Below are 21,982 nucleotides of genomic sequence, written 5' to 3' on the forward strand. Positions count from 1 at the left end.
CCCCCCCCCCCCCCCCCCCCCCCCCCCCCCCCCCCCCCCCCCCCCCCCCCACCCCCCCCACCGACATCTACACTATGGCTCGATCGTCGGCAGCGTCAGATGTGTATAAGAGACAGACCTTACTTAATAATTGATTATGCTATTTTTAGCAAAACTTGTCCATGAAGAAATCTCATTTTATTTACTTACACATTGGCTATTGGCTAATCTTATGGCTTAAAGAATTGCTATTCGGTTTCCCAACATATAATATTAACGAACTCACTTTTCCAACTGTATCTAGTGTATTAACCGTAAAGCTGATTACCTTAATTTTTCCGCTCTGTATATTTTATACCAATTTCATGTTATTGGTTCCGAAACTGGTCAGGGCTAAAAGAATATTCTTATATATTCTTTCGGTCTTGATACTTTTCTTAATTCTTTCTCCTATACACCAATATGTTTATGCCATTATCTTACCCCAAAAATTTGGTTGGTACTCTTATGTCTATTTAGATAAATTAAACTTTTGGCTGTCTTTTCAAACATTGTTATTTGAAAACTACGTCTACATTTTTTTTAGTATCGCCATTAGTTATGTAAGCGATTATTTTGAGGCCCAAAGAAAACAACAGGAATTAGAGAAAGAACAAGCTGTTACAGAATTAGCTTACTTAAAATCACAAATCAATCCTCATTTCCTATTCAATACCTTGAATGACATTTATGCTTTGACCTATCAACAGGCAAAAGAAGCGCCCGAAGCGGTGTTAAAACTATCCGCATTATTACGTTATATGCTAAGAGAGAGTAACGATAAATATGCCCCAATTGAAAAAGAGATCGATTACATTAAGAATGTGATAGAATTATATGAGATTGGTCAAAAGGGGCATGCCTATATTAATTTTGAACTAGATGGGGTAATAACAAAACAAAAAATTGCGCCGTTAATACTCATCAATTTTGTAGAAAATGCATTTAAGCATGGTATTGTGAACGACCCCCTCACACCAATAGTTATCCGCCTTAAAATAAATGAAAGTTCGTTATCATTTAGTGTTACGAACAGCAAAAACAATGATTATAAAGACAGCGTCGGTGGAATAGGTCTTAGAAATGTTGAAAGAAGACTTGCACTTATTTATCCAAATCAGCACAGCCTTATTGTTAATAATGAAAATGATACTTTTACGATTAAACTTAGCCTAACATGGAAATAATTCGCTGCATGGTAGTTGATGATAAACCCTTAGCTGTAGACATATTAAAGGACTATATCGCAAAAATATCTGATCTAACCTTGATCTTTAGCAGCACAAACCCCATGGAAGCTTTAGAATACGTCATGAAGAATGAAGTTGATCTCATTTTCTTAGATATACAGATGCCTCAACTGAACGGTTTACAACTTATGAAAATTGTACAAGGAAAGACCAAAGTGATTTTAACAACTGCCTATGCAGAATTTGCAATAGATGGTTTCGAAAATGATGCGATAGACTACCTATTAAAACCCATTTCTTTTGAACGTTTCTATAAATCTGTACAGAAAGCACAGCACTATTTCAATGTTGTGGCAACAAAATCCAGACCAGAAGCCAATACCACTAACATAAAAGACCAGGAATTCATTTTTGTAAAAACAGAATACAAGCTTATTAAAATTAATATTGATGATATACTTTATATAGAGGGGCTGCAAAATTATATTTCAATCTACACCAAGAATGAAAAGATCATATCACTTCAAAATATAAAGCGAATGGAAGAGCAGCTTCCAAATCATAAATTTATAAGGGTACACAAATCTTATGTTGTGGCTATTAATAAAATAGAGAGTATTGAAAGAAGCAGACTTTACATTGGGAATGCAACCATACCTCTTGGGGATACTTACAGAGATCATTTTTATAAAATTATTGAACCTAAGTGAACCCGAGGAGTTCAAATGATCAATACACACTCAGGAGCTTCTATTGAGCACTTTGATATGAGGCAGTAGCCAGCCTGAATTCATTTCAGGGTCTTAATAGCAGAAAAGATGCTTAAATAAGTTCAACGTGATAATGGTGTTAGACAAAAGAGCTAAAAAAGACTATGCGAAATATTAAACTCAGGTTAATAGAAGAGGCCTTAATTTTCATTAAGGCCTTTTTTGATACTTTTATAAACAAAGATAATATTCTGATCGTGATTAACTCATTTTCAGTTTCTTCTGAATATCGTTCACGTAAGCTTTAAATTTCTTATCTGTTTCAATCAAATCTTCAACGGTTTGGCAAGCATAAATTACCGTAGAGTGATCTCTACCACCAAAGAAAGCACCAATTGTTTTTAGAGAGGATTTAGTATGGCTTTTGGAGAGGTACATAGAAATTTGACGGGCCTGTACAATTTCACGTTTACGGGTTTGTGATTTCACCATGTCCACCGGCACTTCGAAGTATTCACATACCAACTTTTGTATATATTCCATCGAGATTTCTTTCGATGTATTTTTAATAAAGTTCTTCAACATTTGTTTAGCTAACGCTAAATCGATGTCTTTCTTATTTAAGGTAGACTGGGCCAACAGAGATACCATTGCTCCTTCAAGCTCACGAACATTATTGTCAATGTTATGTGCTACATACTCCACAACTTCACCTGGCAACTCAATGCCATCGGCATACATTTTCTTTTTAAGGATGGCTACGCGAGTTTCCAGATCTGGAACTTGCAAATCGGCAGACAAGCCCCATTTGAAACGGCTCAATAATCTTTCTTCCAAACCTGCCAAGTCTTTTGGCGCCTTATCCGATGTTAAGATCACTTGCTTTCCAGATTGGTGCAGATGATTAAAAATATGGAAAAATATATCCTGTGTTTTTTCTTTTCCAGCAAAGTTATGTACATCATCCATAATGATTACATCCATTGCCTGATAGAAATTTACAAAATCATTAATGGTATTGTTCTTTAATGAATCTACAAACTGCTGGCAAAATTTCTCACAAGAAACATAAATAACCAACTTATCAGACATGTTACGTTTAATCTCATTACCTATTGCCTGTGCCAAATGGGTTTTTCCCAATCCAACACCACCATAGATCATCAATGGGTTAAATGAGGTGCCTCCTGGCTTGGCTGCTACGGCATAGCCTGCAGATCTGGCCAATCTATTACAATCTCCCTCTATGTAATTGTCAAATGTATAATTTGGGTTTAATTGTGGATCTACATTTAACTTTTTTAGCCCAGGTATAATAAAGGGGTTTTTAATGTCTTTATTAATTGACACAGGTATAGGCATAGACTGTGTTTTAGCCTCTGCACCATTGCCATTCGACGGCATGTTTGTAGTATACGGTGACCCAGTGCCTGACGACTTGTCAACCACTATATTGTATTCTAATCTACCTTCATCTCCCAATTGCTTTTTTACCGTCTTTCTGAGCAAACCAACATAATGTTCCTCAAGCCACTCGTAAAAAAATAAACTAGGCACCTGAATGGTTAAAACCTTCCCCTCTAACTTAAGGGCTGATATCGGTTCGAACCAAGTTTTAAAACTTTGATTCGGGATATTATCCTTAATGATTTGGAGACAGCTATTCCATACTTCGGTACAAGTTTTTTCCATCTTTATTCTATAATTAATTGGTTTTCAGTTCTAATAAGCACGATTTGAATGCGCACTTTCGAGACATCGAATATTCAAAAAATTATCAACATTAAAAACATTTTTTTGAATTAATTTGTAACTACTTAATCAGCAATACCATACACAAGCCCACCTCAATCATTAATGTTAATAACTATTTTTCCACATGCTTTTTAGTACTCTCCGAACACTTTCCGAAGGCAATTTGCGATTTCTCCAAGCGTAGCATATTCCTCTACCGCATTTAATATAAAAGGCATCAAATTCTCATTTGTTTCTGCCGCTTGTGTCAACTGTGATAAGGCCAATTCCACCGCCACATGATCTCTTTCCAACCTAAGTTTTTTCAGTTTATCTATTTGAATTGTCCTTATCGATTCATCAATGTTGAAAACCTCATTTACTTCCCCCTTTTCCTGAGTAAATTTATTAACCCCTACTATAATACGTTCACCACTCTCCACCTCTTTTTGATACCGGTAGGCAGAGTGGGCAATTTCTTGTTGAATATAACCATTTTCAATGGCATTTACCGCGCCCCCCATCACTTCTATCTTATCTATGTATACATAGGCGGCCGCTTCAACTTCATTAGTTAGGGATTCTATAAAATAAGATCCCGCTAAAGGGTCAACCGTATCGGTCACTCCACTTTCAAATGCTATTATTTGTTGTGTACGCAACGCAATTTTGGCAGCAGCTTCTGTAGGTAGCGATAAAGCCTCATCGTAACCATTGGTATGCAAAGATTGCGTACCTCCTAAAACTGCAGCTAATGCCTGATTGGATACCCGTACTACGTTGTTCAAAGGTTGTTGCGCCGTTAGTGTAGAGCCTCCGGTTTGTGTATGAAACCTGAGCATCATTGCTTTCTCGTCTTTAGCCCCCAAATTTTTAGTGATATGGGCCCACATTCTTCTGGCCGCCCTGAACTTGGCAATCTCCTCAAAGAAATTGTTATGACAGTTAAAAAAGAAAGACAATCTTTTAGCAAACACATCAATATCCAATCCTTTTTGTAGTGCCGCATTTAAATAGGCTTTACCATTTGCCAAAGTAAATGCCAATTCCTGTACGGCAGTAGACCCCGCTTCCCTGATATGGTAGCCCGAGATAGAAATGGTATTCCACTTTGGCAATTCTTTACTACAATATTCAAAGATATCGGTAATGATACGCATGGAGGGCTTTGGCGGATAAATATAGGTACCTCTAGCTGCATATTCTTTTAAGATATCATTCTGTATCGTTCCTGAAATCTGCTTTAGATCAGCTCCCTGTTTTTTGGCCAAGGCGATATACATCGCCAACAGTATCGCTGCCGTAGCATTAATGGTCATGGAAGTGGTAATCTTTTGCAGTTCGATACCATCAAAAAGGGTCTCTATATCTCTCAGCGAATCAATAGCTACCCCTACTTTTCCCACTTCTCCCTCGGCCATTTCATCATCAGAATCATAGCCAATTTGCGTGGGTAAATCAAAAGCTACCGATAATCCCATGGTTCCTTGGGCCAATAAATAATGATAACGTTTATTGGATTCTTCAGCCGTAGAGAATCCTGCGTATTGACGCATGGTCCATAAACGGCCACGATACATATCTTTTTGGATCCCTCTAGTGAAAGGAAACTGGCCTGGTCGTTCTACATCTTGCTTTACGGTGGCATATATATCTTTTATTTCTATACCAGATGTGGTTACGAATTTCCTTTCAGACATATTTATTCTTCATTCAGTTAACATTAAACAATTTTATGATTTAATGGTTCAAAATATTTTATGAATATTTTGCTTAATCAGACCAATGGTCAATTCGTATGGGTTTTCTTCTATTGTACTCATGTGCTGAAGTACTTTCCTACTTAATTCCAAACCCGGACCTTCGGCCGACAGCCCCTTTACTGCATTATTGATCATGGCGATGGTATCCTCTTTTAATTTAAGAATAATATTCCACGTTACCGAATCGATATACAGTTGCTGTGTGATATTGTGTTGATATTCCGCCTTCACTTCATTTAAAATCATATTTTGCAGCGCACCAACTTCAATTCCCTGACGATGCAACCTGATCAAAAGATTTGAAGGGTTTATCCTATCTACAAAAATGACCATTCGCTCGTGTGCCTGTAAACGTAATTGCAGTAATTGCATTTTGTCATCCCTGTTGGTTTCCCTCAAGTTTTTGGATTTCATATAACGGTCTATAGTTCCCTTAACAAGAAAATAAGCGACCAATACGATCATGCTACCTCCAACAGCCAACGTAGCCGTTTGCCATAGAAAATGAGTTAAATTCATTTCACTTTGTTTATATACCGTAATATTTAGCTATTACCACAGGCAAAAATGTACATAAATATTTATATTTGTTTATCTTAACTTATAAATTAAATGAGTAGTACAGCTGAAACAACTTTTGCACCAGTAACCTTTACAGAGGGAGCAATTAAAGAACTTATCAAGCTTAAAGACCAACAAGAAATCGCTAATGATTTTGGCTTACGGGTTGGTGTTGAAGGTGGTGGTTGCTCGGGCATGAACTATATACTGGGTTTTGACCAAAAAAAAGAGGGTGACCAAGAATTTCTAATCGATGGCATCAAGATATTTATGCACAAGGCACACCAAATGTACCTTTTAGGTATGCAGATTGATTGGCAAGATGGGTTAAACTCTCGTGGTTTTACCTTTAACAACCCCAATGCAGCCAGTACTTGTGGTTGCGGAACAAGCTTTTCTGTTTAAATAAAAATATATTTGTAACATTTTAAGAAGTCTCGTTGTCTTAACAGCGAGACTTCTTATTTTTAGCTCACCGTGTTATAAAGCCACATGAATTATACTGAAAACGTAAGACTAGCCATGCAATCTATCAAAAGTAACCGCTTGCGGACTTTTCTTACGGCTTTAATCATCGCAATTGGTCTATCTGCATTAGTAGGTATTCTTACCACGATAGATGCCATTAAGCAAAGTATGACGGAGGCTTTTTCAAGTATGGGAGCCAACTCTTTTACCATTAGAAATCGTGGAACGGGGATTCGCATTGGCGGTTCTGGACAACGGCCAAAACGCTTTAAATCTATACGATATGAAGATGCGGTAAAATTTAAGGATCGTTTTCAATCTCCAGCCACCGTATCCATTAGTGTGTTTGCCAGTGGTGGCTCGACTGTAAAATACGGTCAGGAAAAAACAAATCCTAATATAAACATACAGGGCATTGATGAAAACGGTCTGGCTGGACAAGGCCTTGAGCTTTCCAAGGGTAGAAATTTCAATAGTACGGAAGCTTTAAATGGTAGCAATGTCTGTATTGTTGGAAATGAAATCGTTAAAACACTTTTCAAGGACCAAGACCCCATAGACAAGGTAATTGTAGCGGGAAGTAATAGATTGCGCATCATAGGCGTTTTGGCCGCAAAAGGATCAAGCATGGGTTTCAGTGGAGACAGGGCCGTATACGTACCTCTTTTTAAAGCCAAACTGATTAATACCAACGGCAATCCGTCTTATACCATTACGGTAATGGTACCCAACAATGACCTGATGGACAACATTATTGGTGAGGCAACTTCAGAATTTAGAAAAATCAGAAAAATAAAACTTGGCGACGACAATAACTTTGAAATTACCAAAAGCGATGCCGTTGCCCAAACGTTATTCGAAAACCTGATCTATATTCGTATTGGCGGTATAGCCATTGGTGTGATTACGCTATTGGGTGCTTCCATTGCATTAATGAACATCATGTTGGTCTCTGTGACTGAAAGAACACGTGAGATAGGCATACGAAAAGCCATTGGTGCAAACCCTAGTGTAATCAGGGCACAATTCCTTATAGAAGCCATTGTGATTTGTCTCATTGGGGGTGCTTTGGGTATTTTATTTGGAATAGCACTAGGAAATGCCATTTCCATGTTAATGGGCGGTGGTTTTATTATCCCATGGCTATTCATTGCTGGTGGTTTTGCCCTGTGTGTAGTAGTAGGCATTGTTTCTGGATATTATCCAGCACAAAAAGCATCTAAATTAGATCCTGTAGAAGCATTACGCTACGAATAACAATTAAAAATATTGAGCGATTAAAGCAACAAATTATTCAATTGTGAATGTTGCACCAACCTCTTTACCCTATCCAAATGCAAGCTATCTTTGAGTGCCTGTGCATGTCGTATATGATGCATATCACTACCTATAAAATTTACTAAATTTTTATCTACTATATTTTCTGCAGCATGCTTACAACTTTTGCCATAATACCCAGTTAACGAGATGGTATTCAACTGCAAAAGACAGCCATATTCTTTAATCTGCTGATAATTTTCTATTGAACCATGGTAATATGGATAACGCTCTGGATGAGCTAGTACCGGATAATATCCAGCATCTTGAATTCTAAATAAAATGTCCAGAAGGTGGGGTGGTTGGTTGATATAGGAAAGCTCAAAGAGTAGATATCGGTTACCAAAGCTTAATACTTCCTTTTTGGCCAACTTATTGATAAAAGTTTCATCATAATAATATTCTGCAGCAGCCTCTACCTCTAAAGGTATTTGCTCCTGTAACAACCCCTCTCTTAAAATCTCTAAACCTTTATATATCTTATCTGGCGTATTACGATAGAAATCGGCCATGATATGAGGTGTAGCTATTACTTTTCTAAAACCTAAACCTACAAATCTTCTGGCCATAGCTAAAGACGCTTCCAAATTTGTCGCACCATCATCTATGTTTGGTATAATATGGGAATGCATATCGGTACCAATGGCCGAAAAATTGACCTCAGGTTCTCTACTGCGTTTCTTAAATAGACCAAACATTTTATTAAATTAAAAAGACGAAATGCAAAACTATATTATGTTAATCAATAGTTTTAGGCAACCCTAAATTTATAGCTGTTCTGCACATATCACTTTGATGGACTTTACTCAATAACATATTTATATCTTCTTTCAAATCAAATTGTAAATCTTCATGCAGCTTATCAAACTTACGCAATAAAATCAATATCGATTTTACCATATAATTGGCTAATAATTGTTCATGATTTTTAGACAAAGAATAAACTTTATACCTAAACTTCATTGGGGCTGCATTGAACAAGTAAATTTTCAATTCAATTTCCTCAAAATCTGCTTTAGTAACCTTATAAAAATGATTGATTTGTTTAACCAGTTTACGCAATACAAGCAAGGCATCTTTAGCATTGGTTTTTGGAGCTGTATTCAGCTCCTCTGAGGCCTGCACAATCTCATTCTTAATAAAAGCAACCCTATCATTAAGGTTGCTTTCATCCTCCAATAACAAGAAATGTAAATGTTCGGTGAGCACTTTGTCTTTGGCTACCAACCGCAAAAGTAATTTATCTTTTTCTTTTACGGACAGCGCCAAAATTTCCTTCTTTAGGTCTTTATGCTCACTTAGCTTCATTTAAAATGGATTATCTTTAATATATTTTTCCCATTCCCAAGCAGAGCGCATCATTTCATTAAGATCAAGTTCTGTCTGCCAGCCTAAAATTTCTTTAGATTTAGTCACATCACCATAAATCTTCTCGATATCGCCTTCTCTTCTTGGCGCAATATTATAATCCAATCGCTCTCCCGTTGACTGCTCAAAGGCATTGATAATTTCTAATACGGTTGAGCCTTTACCTGTGCCCAGATTAAAAACATCGTAACTGTCTACTTTTCCAGTCTCCAAACGGTGAATAGCCGCCACATGTGCTTTTGCCAGATCAACAACATGAATATAATCTCTAATGGCTGACCCATCGGGTGTATTATAGTCATTTCCGAAAACCTGAATTGGCCCTCTTTTACCTATAGCCGACTGCGTAATAAAAGGAACCAGATTTTGAGGAACGCCATTGGGCAGTTCGCCTATAAGTGCGCTAGCGTGTGCTCCTACAGGATTAAAATAACGCAAAGCAATGATGTTTAGTCCAGAGGTAACCGCAGCGGTTTCTTTTAAGATCTCTTCTGCAATCTGCTTGGTATTTCCATAAGGCGACTCTGCTTTTTTTACTTCTGAATCTTCAGTAACAGGTAAAGTATCCGGCTGACCATACACTGTACAGGAAGAAGAAAATACAAAATTAATTTTGGGATAAGCTGTTAATAAATTAATTAAACTATAAAAATTATTCCTATAGTATTTTAAAGGCTGTTCAACAGATTCACCAACCGCCTTATAAGCTGCAAAATGTATAATGCCTGCAATATCCTGGTTATTTTTAGCAAAGCTATCCACCGCATTAGAGTCCTGCAGATCCAATTCTACAAACTCATGCCATTTGCCCGTAATTTGATGCAGTTGGTCTAAAATCTTAATGTTTGAGTTGGATAGATTATCCACTATAACCACTTCATAACCTGCATTATGAAGCTCTACAACGGTATGGGAGCCAATATAGCCTGTTCCACCGGTAACTAAAATTTTTGTCATTTTATTTATTATAGGTAGTAAAATCTTTATGGTCTATTTTTGCCAAAGCCTCAGCAGATAACGATTTAAAGTATTCATAGGTAATCTTTAATCCTTCTGCACGACTTATCTTAGGCTCCCAATTAAGCAATTGTTTGGCTTTAGTAATATCAGGACGTCTTTGCTTGGGGTCGTCTTGAGGTAAAGGTTTATATACAATCTTCTGGTCTGTACCAGTCAACTTGATAATCTCTTCACAAAACTGTTTTATGGTAATCTCGTCAGGATTGCCAATATTGACTGGACCTGAGTAGTCTGAATGTAGTAACCTATAAATTCCTTCTACCAAATCATCTACATAACAGAAAGATCGGGTTTGGCTACCATCTCCAAATACGGTAAGGTCTTCCCCTCTTAAAGCCTGCCCAATAAAAGCAGGCAGCACACGTCCATCATTCAAACGCATACGTGGTCCATAGGTATTAAAAATACGTACAATACGTGTTTCCACCCCATGAAAGGTATGATAGGCCATGGTAATTGCTTCCTGGAAGCGTTTAGCCTCGTCATAAACACCACGCGGACCTACCGGATTTACATTGCCCCAATACTCCTCAGGTTGCGGATTTACATTAGGATCGCCATATACTTCGGACGTAGAAGCAATGAGCATTCTGGCGCCCTTGGCCTTGGCCAAGCCCAATAAGTTATGTGTTCCCAAAGATCCTACTTTTAAGGTCTGGATAGGGATTTTTAAATAATCGATTGGGCTAGCTGGAGAAGCAAAGTGTAATATATAATCCAATTTTCCCGGCACATGAACAAATTTAGAAACATCATGATGGTAAAACTCAAAGTTTTCCAGTTTGAAGAGGTGTTCAATATTTTGTAGATCACCAGTAATGAGGTTATCCATACCTATTACATGATAATCTTCCTTAAGAAACCTATCACAAAGGTGCGAACCCAAAAAACCTGCTGCCCCGGTAATCAATACTCTTTTACGTTCCATATTAGCTAACTATTTTACGTCCGATACTGTTATAATAATAACCCAGATCAATCATTTTTTGTAGGTCAAAAAGATTACGTCCGTCGAAAATAACCTTGTTCTTTAGTACAGATTCCATCTTTTCAAAATCGGGATTACGGAATACGGACCATTCGGTGGCGATCAATAGCGCATCTGCTCCTTCCAATGCCTGATATTGATCTTCCGCATACCTAATTTTATCTCCTAAGAGTGCTTTTACATTACTAATCGCTTCTGGATCAAAAACCGTCACTTCAGCGCCAGCTTCCAATAGATCCTTAATGATATAAAGTGCAGGTGCTTCTCTTATATCATCAGTTTCTGGTTTAAATGCCAATCCCCATAAAGCAAACTTTTTACCTTTTAGTTCTCCTTTATAATAAGCGAAAAGTTTATCTGTTAACACTGTTTTTTGTTTTTCGTTAACATCCATTACCGCTTTTAATATCTTAAAATCGTAATTATGTTCTACGGCAGCCTTTTCTAAGGCCTGTACATCTTTAGGAAAGCAACTGCCTCCATACCCAATACCAGGGAATAAAAACCTCTTACCTATCCTGTCATCAGACCCTATCCCCTTACGTACCATATCCACATCGGCCCCTACAATTTCACAAAGATTGGCGACCTCATTCATAAAGGTAATCTTGGTGGCCAAAAATGAATTGGCTGCATATTTTGTTAGCTCAGAGGAACGTTCATCCATAAAATAGATTGGATTTCCCTGACGTACATATGGCGCATATAGCTCGCCCATTAATTTCGTAGCTTTCTCACTTCTGGTACCGATCACCACTCGATCGGGCTTCATAAAATCGTCGACTGCAACGCCTTCACGCAAAAATTCAGGATTTGAAACCACATCTACTTCTATATTGGTATTTGCAGCAAAAACAGCAGCTACCTTATCGGCTGTTCCAACAGGAACAGTTGATTTGTTGACAATCACTTTATAATCCGTAATTAACTTTGCAATATCCTTTGCCGCACCTAAAATATAAGATAAATCGGCCGCTCCATCACCTCCCGGGGGAGTAGGTAAGGCCATAAAAATGATCTGTGCATCTTTTATTCCCGCAGCCAAGTCTGTAGTAAAAGATAAACGGTCCTGTGCTATATTTCTCTGGAAAAGCACATCCAAGCCTGGTTCATAAATCGGCAACTGACCTGCTTTCATTTTGTTCACTTTTTCTTCCACAATATCCACACAGATTACGGTATTCCCTGTTTCTGCCAAACAAGTACCTGTGACCAAGCCAACATAACCCGTACCAATTACAGCTATCTTCATATATTTTTAAAGGATTTTAACATTAATATCTATCTTCGAGCGAAGATAAGAAATTATGCAGCAATATGTATTGGCTTTATAACATTAGTATATTAATTTATGGCCTGCTAATCAACATAGTAGCCATTTTTAACTCCAAGGCCAAACTTTTTGTTGCTGGCAGAAAAGATATCTTTAGCCAAATTAAATCGAAAATAAATAGCAGCCAAAGGCCTGTATGGTTTCATTTTGCCTCGTTGGGCGAGTTTGAACAGGGCAGACCAGTTCTGGAGAAGTTAAAATCTATTGATCCTCAGCAAAAAATAATCGTTACTTTTTTTTCTCCTTCGGGGTATGAGATTCGAAAAAACTACGCGCTTGCAGATGGTATTTTTTATCTTCCCCTAGATACCTACCATCATGCGAAGAAGTTTATCGAACTGGTAAATCCGCGAATGGCTATTTTTACCAAATATGAGTTTTGGCCCAACTACTTCAAAGTTTTAGCAAAAGAACAAATCCCTCTTTATATCATATCTGGTATATTTAGAAAGAACCAGATCTTCTTTAAATGGTATGGGGGGTTTTACAAAAATGTACTAAATGCCGTTCACTACTTCTTTGTACAGAACAACGAAAGTTTAGACCTTTTAAAAGGTATAGGCTTTGAAAATGTTGATGTAAGTGGAGACACTCGATTTGACCGGGTATTCGAAAACGTACAAGCAGCTAGGGGACTTCCATTGATTGCCAGCTTCTGTGGCTCAAACTCCATTCTAGTTGCCGGAAGCACATGGCCTGCAGATGAAAAATTATTAGTTGATTTGGCCGTAAAAAACCCGAGTTGGAAACTGATTATTGCGCCACACGAGGTACATGCTAGCCATATCAATGAAATAGAACAATTGTTTCCTTCAGCCATTAGGTTTTCCAAACTTGGCCAGTTGTTCGAAAACAAAAAAGATAAAAAAGATATAGTCAGCAATGCCCAAATCCTAATCATAGATAACATTGGCATGCTTTCTTCCTTATATCAATATGGCAAAATAGCCTATATAGGTGGTGGATTTGGCGCAGGAATACACAATACCTTAGAGGCTGCCGCTTTTGGATTACCAATTATTTTTGGACCAAATTATGAAAAGTTTCAGGAGGCTAAAGATCTAATTGAAATTGATGCTGCAAAAAGCATTAACGGTGCCGAAGAACTTATCAGAGCATTTGATTATTTTAATCGCCATCATGATAAAGGAGCAATTGCCAGTAGCTATGTTTCTAATAAAAAGGGAGCGACTGCGACCATTGTTGCTAAGATTAGTTAGTTTTTTTTAGATCTGGTCTACCCTAACCCAGCGCATACCCGCAGCTATGGCTGCTTGAACACCTGGTTCTCCATCTTCGAAGACCATACATTTTTCAGGGTTTACGCCTAGGGCTTTCGCCGCAGCCAAAAAAGGATCGGGAGCAGGTTTTCCATTTTCGGTTTCTCCTGCACACACCATGATTTCGACATCGTCTAACAAGCCTAAAACAGTTAGGGTTTTAGTTACCGTCTTCCTACTCCCCCCAGAAACTACACCTATTTTAACTTTACCCACATGCTGCCTTAAATGTTCTGCCACAAATGCAATAGGAAGCGTACCTTCAATATATTTATCATAAAATAGCACAGATTTCTCGTTTGCAAAATGCTCTGGCAGTTCCACACCATATCTGTGGCCAATTTCTTTTACCACTAAAATCGTGGGCACACCAGCTAACTCATCTATGATACTGGTATCCAAATCTACACCATACATTGAAGCCACCTCCTTATAAGACAACTTATGGGCAGACATGTTATCTGCCAGGGTGCCATCGCAATCATACAAGAAGGCTTCAAAATCTCCTTCGGTTTTTTGATTAAGTAACGCTAATTTTTCCGAGTTGTATATATCCATTATCAAACTGCCAATTCGGCCAAGGCCTCAATAAATCTAGGATCATCATTTAAGCTTTCTACCAACTGCACATGTTCACCTCCCAGGCATTTAAACTCCTCATGATATTCTACCGTAATTTCATAAATAGTTTCTAAACAATCTGCTACAAAGGCAGGGCTAAACACCAGCAATCTCTTTTTACCTTCGGCAGCCAATTTCTTTAACACATCAGTTGTATAAGGTTGTACCCATGGTTCTTTTCCCAAACGCGATTGGAAACAAACGGTATAGTTATCCCTATTTATGTCCAACTCTTTTGCCAGCAACCTTGCCGTATCGTGGCTCTGAGCTGAATAACAAAATTTATTTGTATCGTTTAACGTTTCGCAGCAACCTGTTTTTTTTAAGCAATATGCAGAAGTGTGATCACACTTTATCAATTGCCGTTCGGGCAAGCCATGAAAACTAAAAAGCACATGATCATAGGTATCTACCTGATGCTTTCTCGCGTTATCGGCAAAAATTTCGATCATCTTTTGATTATCATGAAAAGAATTGACAAATGATATAGGTGGAATGGTCTGCCATTTCGAAACCAATTCCATGACCAACTGCATTACAGAGCCCGTACTTGCAGATGCATATTGAGGAAATAATGGAATAACTTTAATACTTTCAACCAAGCCTGTCTTTAACTTTGACAATGCATGTTCTACCGAGGGATTCTGATAGCGCATTGCCAGTTCGACATGATAATCTTCCCCTAATTTTTCTTGCAGTAACTGCGCCTGAATTTGGCTATAATATAACAAAGGTGAACCATTTTCATCCCAAATTTCTTTGTAAAGCTTGGCAGTTTTGGGACTTCGAAATGGAACAATGATACCTTTAACCAATAGTATACGATTAAATTTAGGAATATCGATCACTCTTTCGTCCATTAAAAACTGATCAAGATATTTTCTTACATCTTTTACTTCCGGACTATCTGGAGTACCCAGATTCACTAATAATATACCTTTTTTAGCCATTAATTTAACGTTTGCCACAAATATACGTTAAGATTTACAGCCCTAAAAAAACAACACGATGTTATATGTGAAATTACTTTGGTATGATGCACTATTAATAAGTTTCCAAGGCCATTTTCACCTTTTCCATCAACCACATAGGTGTAGAAGTAGCTCCGCAAATACCAACTTTATCATTAGGCTCGAACCAAGCTTGATCTAGTTCTTCTACATTTGAAATAAAATATGAATTGGGATTATGTTTTTTACAAACATCATATAGCACTTTCCCATTAGAAGACTTTTTGCCTGAAACAAAAACGATTTTGTTAAAATGGGACACAAATTCCTCAAGCTCTTCATAACGGTTAGACACCTGCCTACAAATGGTATCATTAGCTTTTAAATCATACCCTCTGTTCAATAGCTCTTCTTTGATTTGATAGAATTTATCTGTGCTCTTGGTCGTTTGACTATAGAGGGTAAATTTATTTGGTAATTCTATATGATCCAACTCCGCCAAATCTTGGAAAACAATGGCTTTACCATCAGTCTGCCCCTGCAAACCAATAACTTCGGCATGCCCATGTTTACCAAAGATCAGGATTTGCTCTTTATCATCATGGGAATTCTTAATGCGGTTTTGCAATTTTAGCACGACTGGACAAGATGCATCTATCAAAGTCAGGTTATTGGCCAGAGCCAATTCATAAGTTGAGGGAGCTTCACCATGAGCCCTGATCAAAACCTTTTCATTCTGCAATTCGCCCAATTTGGCATGATCAATAATCCTTAGTCCTTTTGCTTTTAAACGTTCAACTTCTTCATCGTTATGCACAATATCACCCAAACAATAGAGATATTCTTCATGATCCAAAATATCTTCTGCCATATCTATGGCATAAACCACACCAAAGCAAAAGCCCGAAGACTTATCTATTGTTACGTTTAAATCATAGCTCATAATTATCGATTAACCATACAAAGGTAGTTATAAAAATGGAAAAAAATTTTAATATCGGATAAAAATAATATATTTGTAAACGATAATAAAGATGTGGGATTTTAATTTAGAAGACCTAGTAGACCTCCAACCACACATAGACAGGTTGTATGAGAAAAAAGCAAAGATCGACCAATCAAGACCTTTGCCCAGTTCGGCATTGCAAAAAATAAGAGAAGACTTAAACTTGGAATGGACCTACAATTCCAACAGCATTGAAGGCAATACACTTAATCTCCGAGAAACACAACTTATCTTACGGGAAGGTATAACCATTAGGGGAAAGTCCTTAAGAGAACATTTCGAGGTTTTTAACCACGAAAAAGCTATTGAATATCTTTATGGTTTAGTTAACCCACACTATATTCTTAGGGAAATTGATATCTTAAACTTGCACGCCCTTGTATTAAAAAACATTGAAGATGAATTTGCCGGCAGACTTAGAAATGGTGGCGTTCGAATTGTTGGCGCTAATTTCACCCCGCCAAGTGCCAATAAAGTGCCCAATCTTTTCGATGAGCTTATCGCCTTTATAGACAACAATCCCTTAAAGTTAGATGATCTAGTTTTAACTACATTATTTCATCATAAACTGGTATGGATACACCCTTTTTTTGATGGAAATGGCCGTACTGTACGCCTAGCCATGAATCTACTTTTGATGAGAAAAGGATTCCCTCCCGCAATCATCCTTAAAAATGACAGAAAAAAATACTACGATGGCCTAAACCAAGCCAACAAAGGGAGTTACCGCAAACTTTGCTTATTAATGCTACAAGCATTGGAACGCTCCCTAAACATGTACATTAATGCTTTACCCGGCAACAGCTATGATGACTACGAACCTATCTCTAACATTGTTTCCGAGCCAAGTTTCCCCTATGGGCAAGAATACATAAGCTTATTAGCCAGGCAAGGTAAAATTGATGCCTATAAGGAAGGAAGAAATTGGCTAACCACCAAGGATGCCATAGAAGATTATGTATCCAAAAGAAAACGGAAGAGATAACGTATCAACTTAAATACACCCTATCTTCTTCCCCTTCTACATCCATTATTACATCTACATGCTCTTTTAATATGGTAGAAAGCTCAAGCCCAACAAAATCGGTAGCTATTGGAAAAATTTTATGGCTACGATCTACCAAAACAACTGTTCTTATTTTTTTATGTGGAGTATTTAAGAAAACACCCAAACCATAGGCCAATGTCTTTCCACTGTTCAACACATCATCGACCAAGATAATTACCTTATTTTTCCAATTACTCTCTGGCAGATCAGTTTTTGCTACCAGTTTACTACTTTGTTTTTCTAAATCTACCCTCAGGATAGTTAGCTTGCAATCTGAAATTTCCTCTAATACAGTTGCCAATCTTAAGGCCAGCTTATAGCCCCTATCCCATATACCCGCCAAAACAATTTCCTTCTCTTCAAGGTTATCTTCTAGTATTTGATAGGCAATACGGTTGATTTTTTGCTGGATTTGCTTTTTATCTAAAACGAGTACTTGGTTTTGGGACATAATGACATGCAATTAAGTATACAAAAGAACGATTTTAAGCTACAAAATCAAATATTGATTTTTTTTAGTTGGCCTGCAACTTTTGGGAAGCGAACAACGTCTAATAGTAAACAACTTTAACCATGATAAGAAATTTTGACTTTTTTAAAACAACATTCTTAGTTTGCATTCTTGCCTGCGGCTTAAGCCTTGCCACTTGGGCACAAAGCTCAAGGAGCGTAAACGCGAGCAATTTTAACAGTTTAACAGTAAGTAATGGCATAGATCTTTTCTTAAGCCAGGGGAGCTCAGAAAGCATTATCATCAAAGGCCGCGAAGAGGTGATTAAGAATGTAGTCGTAGAACAGAATGCGGGCAACTTGGTCATTAAGTACAAAGACGGGGTGAATTGGAGCCGTTTATTCAAGAATACCGACATCAAGGTATACATTACTTACAAGAAATTAAACGCCATTACAGCAAGCGGTGGCAGCGATGTAAATACAGAAAACATTTTGAATACAGACAAAATCACCCTAACTACAAGCGGGGGATCGGATTTGGAGCTAAACATTGTATGCAAAGACATTACCATCACCACGAGTGGGGGAAGCGATCTAGACCTAAAAGGTTCTGCAGAGAATATGGTGCTTGTTGCCAGCGGAGGAAGTGATGTAGATGCCTACGGTTTTAAGGTGAATTATGCAAAAGTAAATACAAGCGGCGGCTCTGACATCAAGCTATATGTAGAAAAAGCCTTGGATGTAAATGCTAGTGGAGGAAGCGACATCCACTATAAGGGGAATGCCGCCCTAAGGAAAATGTCGAATTCGAAGAGTGCAGACATCACTCATATTAAATAGTTAATAGTTTAGATTTAGTTAATAAAAAGCCTATGTTGTGGATGCAACATAGGCTTTCTTTTTCAACTTATGATTTTGGATAAGGATAGAAGATAAAGTTGGCTCCTTCTGGCACCACTACAAATACACAAATATATTCTTCAGGTTTTTTATAGTTCTTCAGGAAATGTTCTTTCTTATTAGGCAATATAATACCTTTTTCTATAAACTCTTCTAACGTAGAAGCCTGGATTGTCCAATTCGTATTTAGCTCATCCTTATTTAGAATAACTTCTCCAATTTTAACTTCATGCTGGTGAGCAATAAAAATTGGCGTTGAAGATATCCCTTCTACCATAATTTCTACGGCAACTTCCTTTATTGAATCGGCATAAAAAGCCAAATCTTTTTCTAAGCTGACCAGTGGGCTTTTCTTTTTTTCTTGATTTTCTTGACTTCCATCGGCATTTGCCCCCCCTAATAATTCTTCCGATTCCATATTTTAAAATTTAATCTCCTTTTTATCTATCACAAATTTAACTTGCCGCAGCCAAAATTCTTTTGCGGACAGCGCTATTTAAGCTTCAACAATACCACATTCTCTACATGCTGTGTATGCGGAAACATATCTACTGGTTTGATCCTAACTATATCGTATTTTTCTTTCAGCAAGGCTAAATCTCTTGCCTGCGTAGCCGCATTACAACTTACATACACAATCTTATCTGCCTCCATTTCCAACAAACGTTCAACCACATCTGCATGCATCCCTGCTCTTGGAGGATCGGTAATTACCACATCAGGTTTTCCGTGTGCCGATATAAATTCCCTGGTGAGAATATCCTTCATATCTCCCGCATAGAATATTGTATTTTCTATACCATTAAGCTGAGCATTAAACTTGGCATCCTCAATGGCGGAGGGAACATATTCAACCCCCACTACCTGTTTAACACTGTTGGCTACAAAATTAGCGATAGTTCCAGCTCCAGTATATAAATCATATACAAGTTCATCACCCTTTAAATCGGCAAACTCTTTAGTAATCTTATACAGTTCGTAGGCTTGGGCCGAGTTGGTCTGATAAAAAGATTTAGCACCAATTTTGTACTTTACACTAGTTCCATTCCCCAAAGGCATTTCTTCAAAGATATAGTCTCTACCCGCATAGGTAACTACCTCTTGATCAAAAATCGTATCATTACGTTTTTGGTTAACAATGTACAATAGCGATGTGATTTTTGGAAAAGTTAATTTTACAAATCCCATCAGTTTATCGATCTGCTCTTGCTCCACATAAGCAAAAACCACCACAACCATGATCTCTCCTGTACTCGAGGTACGAATAATGAGGTTACGCATCGCCCCTTCATGATTACGCAGGTCATAAAAACTGAGGTCATGCTGCAAGGCATATTCCTTTATCTTTAAACGAATGTCATTACTTGGATCTTCCTGCAGATAGCAATGCTCAACGGCCAGAATTTTATCAAATCTACCCGGCACATGAAAACCCAGCGCATTCATCTCCCTGCCTTCAGCTTCAAAAGCCATATCATGGCTATCTAACCAACGTTTATTTGAAAAAGTAAATTCGAGCTTATTTCTGTAATATCGATTATCTGGGGCCCCCAATATAGGCTCCATTGTACTCGTATCTATCTTGGCCAAACGCTGCAATGCCGAGTCTACACTTTTCTGTTTATAGGTTAATTGTGCACTGTATTGCATGTGCTGCCATTTACAACCGCCACAAGTTCCAAAATGGCTACAAAAAGCATCTTGCCTTAATTGAGATGGGGTCTGTAGATTTTCAATTACTGCCTCAGCAAAATTCTTTTTCTTTTTCACCAAACGTACATCGACTACGTCTCCAGGAACTGCCTTATCTACAAAAATCACTAATTCATCTGACTTACCGACACCCTTGCCTTCTTCGGCAATATCGATAATGCTCAAACCCGTAATACGAATGGGCTCAGCATTTTTTCTATTTCTACTCATTTGCTGCAAATATAAGGAAAGTCTTTAGCGAGTAGGCAAAGATCACTAGCAAAGCAAAAATTAGGGCATAACAATACCCATTACAAGCTTACAAAGCTGCAAAAAAGTCCAATTATACCACTTTAACCTCCAAATGCCTTAAGGATAAATCCTAAAATGCCGCCCGTAAGATTAAAACTCACATCGAACTGTTCATCTACCATCACCGAAATTTCCAATACCTCTTGGCTCATGTTATTTATATGCTAATCATACAAATTTAATGAATTTGAACCAAAAACCAAAATGGTATTATGTTAAATCATGATAAACAAATTGTTTAGAAAAGATGTATCTTTTTTAAATCATATCATTTTATGTGTAAGCCTATTTATATTTCTTTTAAAATTTGTATTGAATGTCATTTATGACAAGCTTTTCTTCTCTAGAGAAATAAACCGTAATTTTGTAGTCCATAATGTCAATTTTCAATTAGAAATAAACTATGTCCATAACCCAAGAATCAGAGCTTATTGGAATGCAAAGAGTAGGCGCCGCAGTAGCCACCACCCTTAAAGAAATGAGGAACTTTGCCCAACCTGGTATGAGCACTAAGGCGTTAGATGATTATGGAGCCAAAATTTTAAAAGATTTCGGGGCCAAATCGGCACCTTTTCTAACCTATGAATTTCCCGGTTGTACTTGCATTAGCATTAATGATGAAATTGCCCACGGCCTTCCATCTGAAAAGAAAATATTGCAAGAAGGTGACCTGATCAACATAGACGTATCTGCCGAACTTGATGGCTTTTGGGCTGATAATGGTGGCTCTTTTGTACTTGGCACCGACATTCACAAACATCAAAAATTGGTGGAAGCTTCCAAAGAAATACTTAAAAAAGCGATCAGTAAGATAAAGGGAGGAGTTAGGATTGCCGACATTGGCCAATTAATGGATATGGAAGCTAAAAAACGGGGTTACAAGGTCATTAAAAACCTAGCAGGCCACGGCGTTGGCCGCTCGCTTCATGAGGAACCCGACCATATTTTAAACTACCGTGACCACCTAGATTTTAGGAGATTCAAAAAAAATTCAGTGGTCGCCATAGAAACCTTTATTTCTACGCACTCTACCCTAGCTGTTGAGCAGCAGGATGGCTGGACACTAAAAGGCAACAAAGGAGGATATACGGTTCAACACGAGCATACTATTTTAATTACCGATAGCCAGCCTATCATTCTTACCGAAATGAATAAAATTTGGGCATAGCCCAAAACATGTAAGCATTTCGGGAAATCATATAACATTCGGGCTGGCTGATTACCCTAACTTTGTACAACAAGTTAAAGAT

At 37.7% G+C, this 21,982-nt stretch carries 23 protein-coding genes; 8 read left to right on the forward strand and 15 right to left on the reverse strand.

All coding sequences use genetic code 11. From position 1 onward, the window contains the following. The first annotated feature begins 161 nt into the window (after positions 1 to 161). Positions 162 to 1,205 (forward strand): sensor histidine kinase, encoded by a 1,044-nt coding sequence (locus JHD79_RS07695; RefSeq protein WP_199118639.1) that lies wholly within the window; start codon positions 162 to 164, stop codon positions 1,203 to 1,205. Beyond that, on the forward strand, positions 1,196 to 1,918 hold the full coding sequence (locus tag JHD79_RS07700) for a LytTR family DNA-binding domain-containing protein (protein WP_199118640.1): 723 nt from the start codon (positions 1,196 to 1,198) through the stop codon (positions 1,916 to 1,918). Before JHD79_RS07695 ends, JHD79_RS07700 begins: the two co-directional genes overlap by 10 nt. Before the next feature lie 261 nt (positions 1,919 to 2,179). Here JHD79_RS07700 and dnaA read toward each other — a convergent pair whose 3' ends face one another. From dnaA to JHD79_RS07715, 3 genes are all read right to left on the reverse strand, one after another. Beyond that, positions 2,180 to 3,610: a chromosomal replication initiator protein DnaA gene (dnaA, locus tag JHD79_RS07705; RefSeq protein WP_199118641.1), complete on the reverse strand. Its 1,431-nt coding sequence runs from the start codon at positions 3,608 to 3,610 to the stop codon at positions 2,180 to 2,182. A 194-nt stretch (positions 3,611 to 3,804) separates the two neighbouring features. After that, positions 3,805 to 5,352, reverse strand: coding sequence for a methylmalonyl-CoA mutase (locus tag JHD79_RS07710; RefSeq protein WP_199118642.1), 1,548 nt, complete (start codon positions 5,350 to 5,352; stop codon positions 3,805 to 3,807). Positions 5,353 to 5,400: 48 nt separating this feature from the next. Further along, a complete protein-coding gene (locus tag JHD79_RS07715) occupies positions 5,401 to 5,934 on the reverse strand; it encodes a hypothetical protein (protein ID WP_199118643.1) in 534 nt (177 codons plus the stop codon). Positions 5,935 to 6,027: 93 nt separating this feature from the next. Between JHD79_RS07715 and JHD79_RS07720 the strand changes: the two genes are divergently transcribed. Together JHD79_RS07720 and JHD79_RS07725 are read left to right on the forward strand one after the other, a co-directional pair. Further along, a complete protein-coding gene (locus tag JHD79_RS07720) occupies positions 6,028 to 6,381 on the forward strand; it encodes an iron-sulfur cluster assembly accessory protein (RefSeq protein WP_199118644.1) in 354 nt (117 codons plus the stop codon). Positions 6,382 to 6,468: 87 nt separating this feature from the next. After that, on the forward strand, positions 6,469 to 7,701 hold the full coding sequence (locus tag JHD79_RS07725) for an ABC transporter permease (RefSeq protein WP_199118645.1): 1,233 nt from the start codon (positions 6,469 to 6,471) through the stop codon (positions 7,699 to 7,701). A 20-nt stretch (positions 7,702 to 7,721) separates the two neighbouring features. Here JHD79_RS07725 and JHD79_RS07730 read toward each other — a convergent pair whose 3' ends face one another. From JHD79_RS07730 to JHD79_RS07750, 5 genes are read right to left on the reverse strand one after another with little or no spacing between them, the layout of a single operon-like run. Continuing rightward, positions 7,722 to 8,459 (reverse strand): tyrosine-protein phosphatase, encoded by a 738-nt coding sequence (locus tag JHD79_RS07730; protein ID WP_199118646.1) that lies wholly within the window; start codon positions 8,457 to 8,459, stop codon positions 7,722 to 7,724. A gap of 40 nt (positions 8,460 to 8,499) precedes the next feature. Further along, complete coding sequence (locus JHD79_RS07735) at positions 8,500 to 9,069, reverse strand: hypothetical protein (protein WP_199118647.1); 570 nt, start codon at positions 9,067 to 9,069, stop codon at positions 8,500 to 8,502. Further along, complete coding sequence (galE, locus tag JHD79_RS07740) at positions 9,070 to 10,086, reverse strand: UDP-glucose 4-epimerase GalE (protein ID WP_199118648.1); 1,017 nt, start codon at positions 10,084 to 10,086, stop codon at positions 9,070 to 9,072. A gap of 1 nt (position 10,087) precedes the next feature. Continuing rightward, complete coding sequence (locus JHD79_RS07745) at positions 10,088 to 11,077, reverse strand: UDP-glucuronic acid decarboxylase family protein (RefSeq protein ID WP_199118649.1); 990 nt, start codon at positions 11,075 to 11,077, stop codon at positions 10,088 to 10,090. A 1-nt stretch (position 11,078) separates the two neighbouring features. Then, positions 11,079 to 12,389 carry a UDP-glucose/GDP-mannose dehydrogenase family protein gene (locus tag JHD79_RS07750; protein WP_199118650.1) on the reverse strand — a complete coding sequence of 437 codons (1,311 nt, stop codon included), beginning with the start codon at positions 12,387 to 12,389 and terminating at the stop codon, positions 11,079 to 11,081. Positions 12,390 to 12,454: 65 nt separating this feature from the next. On the opposite strand from JHD79_RS07750, the gene JHD79_RS07755 reads away from it, so the two are divergent. Further along, positions 12,455 to 13,690 carry a 3-deoxy-D-manno-octulosonic acid transferase gene (locus JHD79_RS07755; protein WP_199118651.1) on the forward strand — a complete coding sequence of 412 codons (1,236 nt, stop codon included), beginning with the start codon at positions 12,455 to 12,457 and terminating at the stop codon, positions 13,688 to 13,690. A 6-nt stretch (positions 13,691 to 13,696) separates the two neighbouring features. Here JHD79_RS07755 and JHD79_RS07760 read toward each other — a convergent pair whose 3' ends face one another. The 3 genes from JHD79_RS07760 to JHD79_RS07770 form a co-directional block, all read right to left on the reverse strand. Then, positions 13,697 to 14,308 carry an HAD family phosphatase gene (locus JHD79_RS07760; RefSeq protein ID WP_199118652.1) on the reverse strand — a complete coding sequence of 204 codons (612 nt, stop codon included), beginning with the start codon at positions 14,306 to 14,308 and terminating at the stop codon, positions 13,697 to 13,699. Between the two features lie 2 nt (positions 14,309 to 14,310). Further along, entirely contained in the window at positions 14,311 to 15,321 is a 1,011-nt protein-coding gene (gene hemH, locus JHD79_RS07765) for a ferrochelatase (protein ID WP_199118653.1), read from the reverse strand. 94 nt (positions 15,322 to 15,415) lie between these two features. Then, on the reverse strand, positions 15,416 to 16,264 hold the full coding sequence (locus tag JHD79_RS07770; RefSeq protein ID WP_199118654.1) for a 4-hydroxy-3-methylbut-2-enyl diphosphate reductase: 849 nt from the start codon (positions 16,262 to 16,264) through the stop codon (positions 15,416 to 15,418). 91 nt (positions 16,265 to 16,355) lie between these two features. Here JHD79_RS07770 and JHD79_RS07775 point away from each other — a divergent pair, with 91 nt between their 5' ends. Next, on the forward strand, positions 16,356 to 17,312 hold the full coding sequence (locus JHD79_RS07775) for a Fic family protein (RefSeq protein WP_199118655.1): 957 nt from the start codon (positions 16,356 to 16,358) through the stop codon (positions 17,310 to 17,312). Positions 17,313 to 17,316: 4 nt separating this feature from the next. On the opposite strand, the gene JHD79_RS07780 is transcribed toward JHD79_RS07775, so the two are convergent. Further along, positions 17,317 to 17,826, reverse strand: coding sequence for a phosphoribosyltransferase family protein (locus tag JHD79_RS07780; protein ID WP_199118656.1), 510 nt, complete (start codon positions 17,824 to 17,826; stop codon positions 17,317 to 17,319). A gap of 122 nt (positions 17,827 to 17,948) precedes the next feature. On the opposite strand from JHD79_RS07780, the gene JHD79_RS07785 reads away from it, so the two are divergent. Beyond that, entirely contained in the window at positions 17,949 to 18,668 is a 720-nt protein-coding gene (locus JHD79_RS07785; protein ID WP_199118657.1) for a head GIN domain-containing protein, read from the forward strand. A gap of 67 nt (positions 18,669 to 18,735) precedes the next feature. Here the strand turns inward: JHD79_RS07785 and JHD79_RS07790 are convergent, their stop codons facing one another. The 3 genes from JHD79_RS07790 to JHD79_RS07800 form a co-directional block, all read right to left on the reverse strand. Continuing rightward, positions 18,736 to 19,146 (reverse strand): hypothetical protein, encoded by a 411-nt coding sequence (locus JHD79_RS07790; protein ID WP_199118658.1) that lies wholly within the window; start codon positions 19,144 to 19,146, stop codon positions 18,736 to 18,738. 74 nt (positions 19,147 to 19,220) lie between these two features. After that, the gene (rlmD, locus tag JHD79_RS07795; RefSeq protein ID WP_199118659.1) at positions 19,221 to 20,651 is read right to left on the reverse strand and encodes a 23S rRNA (uracil(1939)-C(5))-methyltransferase RlmD; all 1,431 of its coding nucleotides are present in this window, start codon (positions 20,649 to 20,651) and stop codon (positions 19,221 to 19,223) included. A 122-nt stretch (positions 20,652 to 20,773) separates the two neighbouring features. Next, positions 20,774 to 20,884: a phenylalanyl-tRNA synthetase subunit alpha gene (locus JHD79_RS07800; protein WP_199118660.1), complete on the reverse strand. Its 111-nt coding sequence runs from the start codon at positions 20,882 to 20,884 to the stop codon at positions 20,774 to 20,776. A 251-nt stretch (positions 20,885 to 21,135) separates the two neighbouring features. Here JHD79_RS07800 and map point away from each other — a divergent pair, with 251 nt between their 5' ends. Next, on the forward strand, positions 21,136 to 21,900 hold the full coding sequence (gene map / locus JHD79_RS07805; protein ID WP_199118661.1) for a type I methionyl aminopeptidase: 765 nt from the start codon (positions 21,136 to 21,138) through the stop codon (positions 21,898 to 21,900). The last annotated feature ends 82 nt before the right edge of the window (positions 21,901 to 21,982 follow it).

The sequence above is a fragment of the Pedobacter sp. ASV28 genome, from assembly GCF_016428855.1.
GTDB lineage: Bacteria > Bacteroidota > Bacteroidia > Sphingobacteriales > Sphingobacteriaceae > Pedobacter.